Source organism: Marinobacter sp. (assembly GCF_040904845.1).
Classification (GTDB): domain Bacteria; phylum Pseudomonadota; class Gammaproteobacteria; order Pseudomonadales; family Oleiphilaceae; genus Marinobacter.
In genome coordinates this window covers 1-12,211 of the sequence record NZ_JBBDSR010000009.1, presented here as the reverse complement: position 1 = coordinate 12,211, position 12,211 = coordinate 1, and the positions used below count along the sequence as shown (strand labels likewise).

Here is a 12,211-nt window from a genome sequence, read left to right as displayed (position 1 = left end):
TGCCGTCGATCAGCAGATTCTGAACCAGAGTCAGCTCGAACCAGTCCTTGACCACCAGCGTGTCTTCAACCAGTTTGCGCATGGGTTGCCAGAGCTCGTCGTCCATCCAGTAGGTTTTGGAGTGGTCAAGAGCGGTACCGGTACTGCCATCCATCATCAGCGCGATACGGGACAGATACTGGCCCATGCCGAGTCGGTCCATGGCGGTATAGATGTGCATCTGGGCCACGGTGGTAGCGATGGCATCGCCGGCGATCTTGCTGTTGTTCATGTTCGCACCCAGTTCAACATGGCGCAGCGGCACCAGCAGGCGAAGAATCTGTTCACGGGTTTCTTCGGGAAGGCGGCTCAACAGGTTGCGCTTATCGCAGAAGGAGTAGCTGGTTTCTGCAGATTCCTGCATCTTGGCGCGGTTACCTACATAGGCCCCGTAATAGAACTGGCGGGGGTCAGTGACCGCATACCAGTCTTCCATGCGGATGACCGTCCAGGTGGGGTCATTCAGGGTATGCTCCGGATCCCACAGCGGCCGATAGTGAAAGTTAGTGGTGGCTTCGATATCGAAGCTGGCTTCCTGATAGCGCGTCGCCGGCTTGTCGCCAAAACGACGGGCGATGTGGCTGTAGGTGTGGCGGATTGGCTCCACCGAGGTGGTTTTGATTTCAATGCTCATATCAACTTACCGTCTTGTTGTTGTGAGTGAAGAATCGACTGGCTGACAGTTAACGGTGGCCCTTTTCACCAAAGCGCCACTTGACCATGTCCGCATCGATCTCGCGGATCATCTCGGAATCCATGTGGATCACGTTGTTGTGCTCACAGAAAATTCCGAACGCTTCCCGAGGAAGCACGAGCTCAACAAACAGTTCGGGATGGCCGATGGCAAAGTCGAACTCCACGAACCGGTCTTCCGGTCCACTGCGCACCCGGATGTACCGGGGCATTTCGTCGAAGCTTTGTGCTTGGTCAGTCATTATTGGCACCGTTTGCATTTGTTGTCGGTTAACTGGACTTGAGCAACGGCTATGCCAAGCTTTGAACTTCTGTCGCAGAAAATAACTCATATGATTGTTTTAGAAGGGTTTTAAAAGACAGGCCATGAATTACATAACGCGGGCTCGTTATTGGAGAGGGTGAAAGACCAGGGGAATTTTTACCATTTGATCAACAACGAACTGTGAACTGAGCAAATGCTCAGCCCCCGAGAAACCTAATTTGTTGCCCAACTTTTCATCATTTCGTTGATTTTTGTTATGGATAGGGTGTTATATGAAAAGGAGTCGGCCAACCACTGCCGACGTGCCGGAGAACTATCCAAAGGCAACGCCCATACAACAACAATGGGGCTACAGAGTATGGCCATCAGCTACAAGCCGCAGTTAAAATATATTGACTTTCAGGATCTTACGGAGCAGATCCGGTTCCAAAGCACGGAAGGCAAAATTTGGTTTGGTGAGCAGCGCATGCTACTGATGCAGGTTAATGCCATGGCCACCTTTCGCCGCGAAATGGTCAATACCATGGGCATCGAGCGAGCGAAGGGCTTTTTCTTGCGCCTGGGTTACCAGTCCGGGCTGAAGGATGCCGAACTGGCTCGCAAGCTGCGGCCCCACTGCAGTGAACTCGATATTTTCCTCGCCGGGCCCCAACTGCACTCTCTTAAGGGCATGGTGAAAGCTGTTCCCATTGAGATTGACATAGACCAGGAAACCGGCAGTTTTTACTGCGAACTGGAATGGATCGATTCCTTTGAAGTAGACATCTGCCAAACAGAGCTGGGGCAGATGGAGGAGCCTGCCTGCTGGTCACTGCTGGGATACGCCTGCGCCTACACATCTTCGTTTATGGGCCGGGAAATCATCTTCCGGGAGGTTAGCTGCCGCGGATCTGGCGACGACAAGTGCATGATCGTCGGCAAGCCCGCGGAAGAGTGGGAAGACATGACGGAATTTACCAAATACTTCAAAGCCGACCCCATTATTGAAGAGTTGTACGACCTTCAGAGCCAGGTCAGCTCCCTGCGTAGCAGCCTCGAGAAACAGCAGGGGCAGTACTATGGCATTGGCCAATCTACCTCTTACAACAAAGTCTGCAAGATGATCGACAAAGCCGCCATGGGCAAGGTGTCTGTGCTGTTGCTGGGTGAAACCGGCGTCGGCAAAGAGGTGATTGCCCGCAGCGTTCATCTTCGCAGCGAAAGAGCCGAGCAGCCCTTTATTGCCGTCAACTGCGCCGCCATACCTCCTGACCTGATTGAAGCCGAACTGTTCGGTGTTGAAAAGGGCGCTTACACTGGGGCCAATCAGTCCCGGCCCGGTCGTTTTGAACGCGCAAACACGGGGACCATTTTTCTGGATGAGGTGGTGGAGCTGACACCCCGTGCACAGGCCACATTGTTGAGAGTGTTACAGGAAGGGGAACTAGAGCGGGTCGGTGACAATCGCACACGTTCCGTGAACGTAAGGGTTATTGCAGCCACCAACGAAAGCCTTGAGAAAGCGGTGGAAGAAGGCCGTTTTCGCTCCGATCTTTTTTACCGCCTCAATGTGTTTCCGGTAAAAATCCCACCGCTACGGGAACGGTTTGAAGACTTATCTCTGCTTGCCGAGCACTTTCTGGGGAAATTCCACTCAGAGTACAACAAACGCACCCTGGGCTTGTCCGACAAGGCCATGGATATGTGCATGCACTATCATTGGCCAGGTAATATCCGCGAGCTGGGAAATGTGATTGAGCGTGGCGTGATACTCACCGATAACAATGAATCCATCAGCTGCGAATCGCTTTTTGCAGGCGTCCCCGAACCGCAGCCCAAAGAGCCACAAGGTGTTGTCGACAATCAGGGACAACTCGTTGAAGAAGGCTGCGAGGGGGCGACTGGTGACTGGGCCAGCCAGATACTGGGCAACGGCATCGGCCTGGATGACGTAGAAGAAACCCTGATGCGCCGTGCCATGGAAGAAGCAAACCAGAATGTATCGGGGGCAGCCCGTATACTGGGTCTGACTCGCCCCGCTCTCGCCTACAGGCTGAAAAAGTTCGGCATGCTAGCCGAGAGCTAATAGCTGTAAAGCCACCCAGGGACAAGGATGTCCGTTCCTCCCCACCCGCCTTTTACTAAATAAGAAAGTACGCCCCCCGCTTGATCATTTGATGAAAATCAAATAGCCATATTCCCCGCAAATTCCAGACTTCACAACCATGATTCAAATCTTTCTCTTTTCTTTTCATTTAGTTAAGAAAATTATTCTGCGTATGGCATACGCGTTGCTATTTCACCCTTAGTCGCTTTATCCACAAAAACAAAGACGGTGACATACAATGCGAAATGCCCCCCTGCGCTCATGGCGCACCGCCGGCAAAGCCGTATCACTGGCCGGACTGTTTTCGCTTCTGCTGACAGGCTGCGAAGCACCGCTAAATCTGGAAGCTGTTCGGGAACAGTCGCAAGAGGCTATCAAACGAACAGACTTCTACCAGGCCATGGCCCGCAACGATGAGGTTATTGTCCTTTCCGGCAACAACGGCGTTGTTCTGGTCAGTTCGGACAGCGGTGAGACCTGGCTCCGACAGACCCCGACATCCGACAGTTTTCTCGCCCTGGACGTTTGTCCGGACAACAGCTTTATCGCGTTGACCTTCAACAATGAAATCTGGCACAGCGACGCCAGCGCCAAAAACTGGACCGCGCACACACTGCCCAGCCAGGAACAGATGATGACGGCAGCCTGTGCCCCAGATGGAAGCTGGTGGGCAGCTGGTGCCTTTACCACCGTTCAGGGCAGCGCCGATCAGGGTGAGACCTGGACAAAAACGTCCCTCAATGAAGATGCCATCCTCAACAATCTGCAGTTTGTGGATTCCGATAAGGCTTTCGCAACTGGCGAATACGGCCTGGTCCTTACCACCGAAGATGGCGGCGCAAACTGGGATTACGCGGGTTATCTGCCTAATGAGTTTTACGCCCACACCAGCCATTTCCGTTCGCAAAATGAGGGGTGGGTCGGTGGCCTGAACGGGTTCATCTACCACACCACGGATGGCGGTGAGAGCTGGGATAAATCCCCTACCGGAATTAACGCCCCCATATTTGGCTTCGTTTACGGCCCTTCCGGACTCTATGCCCTGGCGGATAACGCCACTGTCCTGCAGCAGACCGATCAGTCCTGGCAAAAGATTTCCACCTCCGACCAGCCCCTGTACCTGCGCAGCGGACTGTTGCTGCCCAACCAGAAACTGCTCGTAGCAGGTGGTCGTGGCCTTTTGCTGAACCTTGAAATTCCCGTGGCCTTCTCGGCCAGTACTGACTGAGGAACACCACCATGCCCGGATTGCATCGCTTTACTCATCTACTGCACTTGCTGGAGCTGTGGATATTCCGCAACCCCCGCAAGGTGCTGGCCGTTATCGCCATCCTTACACTGGCATTTGCCTTGCGCATTCCCGGTCTGAAAGTCTATACCGACTTTGCGGATCTTCTACCGCAACAGCACCCCTACATTGAGTTGCACAACAGCATCAAGGACAGCTTTGGGGGTGCCAATGTTCTGGTAGTGGGTGTCGAGTTCGAAGAGGGCGACATCTTCACCAACGACAAGCTCGCGAAGATCGACCGGATAACCCAGGCGGTGGACAACCTGCCGGGGGTCAACCACAACCTTGTGTCCAGCGTGACTCACCGCAACTCCCGCAAGATCTGGCTGACGGAAGTTGGCAGTATCAATTCGGAGCCTTATTACGATTCCACCTCCGGACAATATTCCGAGGAAGCGCTGCAGGCCATGAGGGCTGATGTGTCGGCCAACCCCAGGGTTTACGGCCCATTGGTGTCGCCGGACATGAAAATGGCCCTGGTCAAGGCGCAGCTCATCGAGGGCCAACTGGACTATGAAAAAACCTTTGCCCAGCTGCAGCAACTGCGGGCCGAGGAAGAACAGGCGGGCGTCAAGATCTATGCCACGGGTCAACCGGTTCTGGTGGGCTGGGCCTACACCTACATGGAGCAGATTCTCCAGATTTTCATTTTCACCGTTGTGGCCATGCTGGCGCTATTGGTCCTCCATTTCCGCAAGGCCTACGGTGTGCTTATTCCCCTCGGCGGCGTGCTTGTCTCCACCATTTGGGGGCTCGGAATTATCAGCCTGCTTGGCTACAACCTCGACCCTCTCGGGCTAGTCATTCCCTTCCTGATTGCCGCCCGGGCCATGAGCCACGGCGTCCAACTGGTGGAACGGTATTACGCCGAAACCCAGGAGAGAGGCAGTGGGCCGGAGGCGGCCAAGGCCACCTTTGACAGCCTGTTCCGCCCCGGCTCCCTCGGCGTGGTTTCCGATGCCATTGGCCTGTCGCTGATTGCCATCGGCTCAATACCGCTGAATACCCACCTGGGCATCTACGCCTCGCTGTGGGCCATTACCGTGGTATTCACCGTGTTGATCGGCGTACCTCTGTTGTTGTCGATTCTGCCAACACCAAAAAACCTGGAAACTCGCGAGACCGTCCTGCGGCACATTGGTGCCAGTTGTTCCCGCACGGTCGCCCGGCCTGGCGCTGCCAAGATTGTCCTGAGCATAGCAGCCCTCGCCATGCTGGCCGGCGTGCTGGCGTCGTCCAATGTACAGATCGGCGATTCAGAACCCGGGTCCCCCATTCTGTATCCAGACCACGACTACAACGTCTCTTCACGCGTGGTGAACGAGCGCTTCCCGGGCTCGGAGGAGCTCTACATTATTGCGGAAACCGAAGAAAACGGTGGTCTCAAGCGGCCAGAAGTATTGGCAGCCCTGTCCGACCTGCAGTCTCACATGCTGCGGGACCCGGAAGTGGGTGGCAGCAAGGGGCTGCCCGACCTGGTGAAACAGGTTAACCGCCTGATGCACAACAATGACCCGCGCTGGTACCAGGTCCCTCACGATGCCGGCTATGTGGGCGGGCTGATGTTCACCTATATGGCGTCCAGCCCGATTCCCGGGGCGCTGGATGAGTTCAACGACACCGACGACCGCATCGCCAACCTGGTGTTCTATTACAAAGACCGCCAGGGCGAAACCATTCGCCGGGCCATCCACATGGCCAAGGAATGGATCGCGGAAAACGGTGACAGTGTGGAAGGCCTGACCATACGTCTGGCCGGAGGTACCCTCGGTGTCGCCGCAGCGATGAACGAGTCAGCGTTTGAAACCAACGTGATTGTTCTACCACTGGTGTTCCTGCTTATTTTTCTCTTCGTGATGCTGTTCTACACCTCCCTGCATGCCGGGCTGATGATGCTGCTGGCCATGCTGTTTGCCACCACACTCACCTACGCCTACATGGGCCTCAGCGGCCTGAGTATAGACATCAACACGGTGCCGGTGATTGCCGTCGGCATCGGTGTTGGCATCGACTATTCCATTTACATGATGGACCGGATCCGAGAAGAAATGACGCGGCGCGGAAATCTTCGCGATGCGGTTCGCCGCGCGATCTCCACCACCGGCATGGCCATCAGTTTCACGGCTCTGACCTTGATGGCCGGGATCATCATGTGGGTCATTTTCTCAGACCTGCGCTTCCAGTCAGATGCTGCACTGTTGCTGTGCGTGATGATCGTGATCAACGGCATCGCGGCCATGCTGCTGGTGCCTTCCTGGGTACTGGTATTCAGGCCCCGTTTTGTCACCGATGTCTACGCCGACGAAGACGGCATTCTCCATGCCGACCGTCATCCACCAACACCATCTCCGTCGTCCGGTTCCTTTCGGGAGCAGGATGATGGGTTCGTGCCGGGAGAACCGTACCGGGCCTGAACCCGGTACCAAACTCCACTAAACCTGTAAGAGGATCTGCCATGCAAACAACAATAAAAGGCCTGAGATTCTGGTGCTATACCCTTGCGGGTAGTGCCAGCCTGGCGCTGTTAACGATGACTGGAACCGTAGCGGCGAAGGACACCCGCGTTAACGGTTATGTCGAGAACGCTAGTTATGGGCGGGAAGGCGTAGGGCTTTCCAAGTTCCGCAACACACTGCAAATGGAAATGGAGAAAGGTGCGGGGGATGTTGGCATCCTCAGCAATGTAAAATTCAATGCGACCCTGCGCGCCAGTTACGACGGCGTTTACGACCTCAATGATGATGAATATGGCCGTAATGCCGGTGGTCCCATTCAGTTGCAGGGCACACAGGGTAACGTTCCTCATGGTGGCGGAATAGCGCCTACCCCTTTCTTCGGCTTTGACACCACTCAAAACCCGAATGAGGGCATGGTTGTTCTGGGCGAACACCTGCACGGGCAGGACAACGGCGTTGCCTTTGGTGTTCCGGTCCGCCCCTGTGACGAGGATAGTCGCGGTTGTATTGTCGGCTACCTGGACAAGGATACCAATGATCTCCGGTATCAGGAGTTCAATGATCGCGCCGACGTCATTCGCGAACTCTACGCTGATTTCAATATCAATTTCGCCAACGGCAACATCCTCAGCACCCGCCTGGGTAAGCAACAGGTGATCTGGGGCAGGACGGATCTGTTCCGGGTGCTGGATGTGATCAACCCGGTGGACTTCTCCCGCAACAATATCTACGACGAACTGGAAGATATCCGGATTCCCATGTGGATCCTGCGAACGGACTACCGCATGGGTCCCACCGAGGTGTTTGAAGGCTTTGCCTTCGACGACCTGAACTTCCAGGTCGTCTGGAACTTCGACAAGTTCCGCCCTCACGATATCGGCCAGTGCGGACAGCCAAACGTTATTCTTGATGCGGGATGTTTCTTACGCGGAATGAATAACCTATGGGAAAATGGTGGTACCGTCGCCAACTTCGCAGGCGCCACCCCGGACGGCGGCTTCGCTACGGATTTCGGACCCGGGCAGATTGGTATCCGTAAGGCACACATGCCCAGCTGGAGCCTCTCCAACACTCAACTGGGCCTGAAGACGGAAGGTGTTTACGGCGACCTGGGCTTCTCACTCAATGCGCTGACTTACCGTTCACAGTTGCCGTCTCTCAGAGGGGAAATCCCCGCGCAGAACGCGTTCAACGGTCAAACGGATGTGTATCCCAGCCTGATCGCTTTTGATATCCACTTCCCCCGCGTCAACCTGGTTGGTGGTTCTGTGGATTACTACGCTCAAGGCGTGGACACGGTGTTCCGCGTTGAAACCGCGTACACCTCGGGTGAGGAGTTCGCCAACACCCTTCGCAAAGAACTCTACTCCGAGTCTGATGTACTTCGGTATGTGGTTGGTGCAGACAAGAACATTTTTATCCCGGCTCTGAACGAAAGCCAGGCCTTCCTGTTCTCTGGTCAGATATTTGGCCAGCACATCCTCGATCACGAGCGTGAAGACAGGACCTACGGCGAAGCCGGCATCCCGGATTATGAGCACAACTGGACCGCTACTCTTCTGGTACAGGGCTTTTATATGAACGGACGCCTGACCCCCAAAATCATCACAGCTCACGACTTCCGCGCACAGGCAACGGCGATCGCGCCGTCGGTCGACTGGCTGGTCAACGACAATTTCAAGTTGACCCTGGGCGGCAATTTCAAAGTGGGTGATGGTGCCCGTGAGTTCGATGATTGCCGCTCCTGCAATCCCTGGGACCCGTTCACCCAAACACCGGGTGTGGTTAATCACCAGCCCGGCGAGTCTGCAGGTCTCTCAGGCTCTGAGCCCCTCGGTCGCTTCCAATCCGGCCCGATCGGCATGGCCCAGAAAGAAGATGAAATTCAGCTGACTGCCCGTTACAGCTTCTGATAAAGAGGAAATATCATGAAAACAAGAGTGCAAAAATCCGTGTTCAGCGGTCTGGTTGTGGGACTGACGGCGGGGCTACTCTCCACCGCTGCCTTCGCCAGCGACGAAGTGATCAATGAGTCTTTTCATCCCTACAACGATGAAACCCCAAACCATGAGGGCCTCAGCGCCGGCATGATCATCGACCAGTCCAACGTGGAACAGTTCAAGGACATCATTGACCCGGCTTTCCTCGGTTTCATAGAGAAAGGCTGGACCTCGATCTCGGTCGGCGAGACCACATCGTTCGACCTTCATCCCGCCTACGTGGACGCCACACGCCAATCTCTGGGGGATGTGTCGCTCGGCGAGCAGGTTGGTGAAATCAGTGGCTGGAAAGCGGGCCGGCCTTTCCCGCAGGAGCCGGATGCGGATGACCCACGCGCAGGCGAAAAGCTGGCATGGAACTACAAGTACGGCTACAACTGGGGCGACAGCGCCGCCATATACCCCTTTTACTGGAAGTACCGGGATATGGATTCCGGCAAAGTGGAGCGGACCATCAAGTTCAACTTCCACTTCCTGAACTACAAGGGCCGTGTTATTCAGGAGCCGACACCGGAAATCACGCCCAACCCGTCTGACCTTTTCCGCGCCATCTATGTTCAGGTACTGGACCCGGCGGACGTTCGTAATACCCAACTGCTGATCCATCGTGCGGCCGACGATCTCAAGCGGGACAACTCCTGGCTCTACCTGGGCTTCCAGCGCCGCGTGCGCCGCCTGGCCACCGGCCAGGTGACCGATGCCTTCCTGGGTTCGGACCTGATGATCGAGGACTTCGAGGGCTACAACGGCCGTATCTCGGACATGAACTGGACCTACAAAGGCACCCGTTACATGCTGATGCCATTCTACAACCATAATGAAATGAATCTGGACACGGAAACCCACCAGGATGATGACGGCTACCAGGTTATCGCCTTCAGCGGCCAGGGCGGATGCTTCCCGGATATTACCTGGCAACTGCGCAAGGTGTACGAGGTTGAATCGGTACCAGTAGACGAAAGCCATCCGCTCTCGAAGCGGGTTCACTACATGGATGCCCAGACCTTTACCATTCCACGAACCGTGTCTTACGACCGCAAGGGTAGCCTGTGGAAGACCTTCACCATCGGCCAGGCACACCCTGACCATCACCTGCCCAAGAACGAGGGCACCGGCGTGTCTATCGATGACAACTTCAGCATGATCGATGTGCAGGCAAGCCACTGCACCACCGGCCAGTTCAAGGGCCAGGTCGATCCGGAACTTTCCCGCCCCAGCATGTTTAACGTGCAGCACATGCGCGCAACCGGCAGCTAATCAATTAAGCGTTGTTGCTCTCCTTTGGGCCCGCTATGCGGGCCCCTTTTTCGTTTCGGAGGATGAAAAGATGTCCCGATATGAGCCATTGCCAACTACCGCCCGTGAGCCGGATCAGCTGCTGGTACTGACCGACAGTGACGGCAAAATCACCTACGCCAGCAGCGCGTTTTGCCGGCTGTGCGGCCACGATGAAGGTACTCTAAAAGCCGAGGGGTTCAGCAAACTTCGACACCCGAACATGCCCAAAGGCCCGCTGAATGATCTGTGGGAAACTCTGGGGCGAGATGAGTCCTGGATGGGCATGATCCGGAACCGAACTGCCAGCGTTCAGGACCTTTGGCTAGACACCTTTGTGACCCCGATCTCCGACGAACATGGCAAAATAATCGAGTTCCAGGCCATTTATCGTGCTCCCGACAACGCCACTGTCCGGCGCACCCAGCAGGTCTATCAGGCCCGCGCCAGAGGCAAACACCCCCTCGCCCTAAGAATACCCAGGCTAGCGCCAGCCACTTTGCAATGGCTGATCGCGAGCGTCGCGTTCAGCCCATTGCTGATTGCCGGGCTACTGACACAGCCACTGCTGTTTTCGACTCTATTCACGGTCGGCAGCGCGGTCAGCTTTGTGATTTTGCTTATCTTCAACCAGCCGTTACAGTCTCTCTTCCGACATTGCCAGGGCGTGGTAAATCACCCGATCAAGCAACTGGTCTATACCGGGCACCCGGGCGTTGTCGGCCAGATCGAGCTGGCCATGCGGCTGATTGAGGTACGCCTCGAAGTGATGATCGCCCGAATAAGAGACAGCGGCAGCCAGATCGAAGGCCACGTCAGCCAAGCCAGTAACCTGCTGCAGGCCAGCACCGAAGCCTCGGAACACCAACTGTCCGGATTGAGTACCATTGCCACCTCGGTTGAAGAGTTCAGCGCGACCATCCGCGAGGTCTCCGAGAGCACCCATCAGGCGGCCCACCTCAGCGGCCGAAACCGCGAATCCGGGGAGCAAGGTGCGCACTCAGCCGCAGCAGCCCAGGACAGCATCGGTACCCTGGCCAAGGAGCTGGAACAATCCAGCGAGATTGTCCAGGAGCTGGACCAGAACAGCCAGGCCATAGGACGTATACTGGATGTCATCAATGCCATTGCCGATCAAACCAATCTGCTTGCCCTGAACGCCGCCATTGAGGCTGCCAGAGCCGGAGAGAATGGACGGGGCTTTGCGGTGGTCGCAGACGAGGTACGCTCCCTTGCCAAAAGAACCCAGCAATCGACCGATGAAGTACGCGACATGATCACGGCGCTTCAGGAGGGATCAGCACGGGTGGTCGCATCGATCGAGAAAGGCAAACGCCAATCCGCCAACAGTGTGGATCAAGTCTCCGCCAGCGCCGAGGCCCTCAAAGCCATTGTTGCCGGCATTAACGAGACCGACGGACTCAATCAGCAAATAGCTGCAGCCACAGAACAGCAAAGCCAAACTGTCAGTCAACTCAGCCAGGAAATTCACGACATCCACCAGGTTGCCAACAGGACTTGTCAGCAACTGGGCGATACCGGCATAGCAGCTGAGTCAGTAGGCCACCACGTGTTTCGCCAGAAGTTTCTGATCAAGAATCTCATGCCAACCGGACCAAGCACGGCCCGGCAGTTACATCTCAGGGAGAACGCATCATGACAGAGAAATCTCATCCGGAGCCGAGCACCCCCTTAACCGTGGTCGTTTCACGTCGCGTGAAAAAGGGTCAGGAAAGCGAGTTCGAGAAGCTCAGCAGTCAGATGACAGAGCGGGCCGCCAGCTTTACCGGCTACCTGGGTGCCACCATGTTCCGACCCTCGTCACCGGCTGATCCGGAATACCGTATCGTGTTCAAGTTCCGGGACAGGGACACGCTGAATGCCTGGGAAGCCTCATCCGAACGGGCCGAATTGCTGGAACAGATCGAGAACCTGTTGATTCAGCCCAGTGAACGGGAAGTCACCTCCGGCCTCGTGACCTGGTTCAGCCTGCCCGGCCAGAACCCGGTGACGCCACCCCCCAAATGGAAGATGACTCTGGTCAGCTGGCTGGCCCTGTACCCGGCGGTCACCCTAGTGTTTGTGCTGTTCGGCGATATTCTCGCG

General features: G+C 55.9%; 9 protein-coding genes. 7 read left to right on the top strand and 2 right to left on the bottom strand.

Annotated features, from left to right (window positions below; genetic code table 11):
- Together WD429_RS01200 and WD429_RS01195 are read right to left on the bottom strand one after the other, a co-directional pair.
- Window positions 1-673: phenol hydroxylase (locus WD429_RS01200; protein ID WP_368420345.1), on the bottom strand; the 673-nt coding region annotated here is incomplete at its 3' end.
- Window positions 674-722: 49 nt separating this feature from the next.
- The gene (locus WD429_RS01195) at window positions 723-974 is read right to left on the bottom strand and encodes a phenol hydroxylase subunit (RefSeq protein WP_368420344.1); all 252 of its coding nucleotides are present in this window, start codon (window positions 972-974) and stop codon (window positions 723-725) included.
- 381 nt (window positions 975-1,355) lie between these two features.
- Here WD429_RS01195 and WD429_RS01190 point away from each other — a divergent pair, with 381 nt between their 5' ends.
- The 7 genes from WD429_RS01190 to WD429_RS01160 form a co-directional block, all read left to right on the top strand.
- A complete protein-coding gene (locus WD429_RS01190; RefSeq protein WP_368420343.1) occupies window positions 1,356-3,062 on the top strand; it encodes a sigma 54-interacting transcriptional regulator in 1,707 nt (568 codons plus the stop codon).
- Window positions 3,063-3,321: 259 nt separating this feature from the next.
- Entirely contained in the window at window positions 3,322-4,311 is a 990-nt protein-coding gene (locus tag WD429_RS01185) for a WD40/YVTN/BNR-like repeat-containing protein (protein ID WP_368420342.1), read from the top strand.
- Between the two features lie 11 nt (window positions 4,312-4,322).
- A complete protein-coding gene (locus WD429_RS01180) occupies window positions 4,323-6,788 on the top strand; it encodes an RND family transporter (RefSeq protein WP_368420341.1) in 2,466 nt (821 codons plus the stop codon).
- Window positions 6,789-6,829: 41 nt separating this feature from the next.
- Window positions 6,830-8,743, top strand: a complete 1,914-nt coding sequence (locus WD429_RS01175) for a DUF1302 family protein (RefSeq protein ID WP_368420340.1) — start codon at window positions 6,830-6,832, stop codon at window positions 8,741-8,743.
- A gap of 15 nt (window positions 8,744-8,758) precedes the next feature.
- Complete coding sequence (locus WD429_RS01170; protein WP_368420339.1) at window positions 8,759-10,087, top strand: DUF1329 domain-containing protein; 1,329 nt, start codon at window positions 8,759-8,761, stop codon at window positions 10,085-10,087.
- 70 nt (window positions 10,088-10,157) lie between these two features.
- On the top strand, window positions 10,158-11,765 hold the full coding sequence (locus WD429_RS01165; protein ID WP_368420338.1) for a methyl-accepting chemotaxis protein: 1,608 nt from the start codon (window positions 10,158-10,160) through the stop codon (window positions 11,763-11,765).
- Window positions 11,762-12,211: antibiotic biosynthesis monooxygenase (locus WD429_RS01160; RefSeq protein ID WP_368420337.1), on the top strand; the 450-nt coding region annotated here is incomplete at its 3' end. The genes WD429_RS01165 and WD429_RS01160, both read left to right, overlap by 4 nt.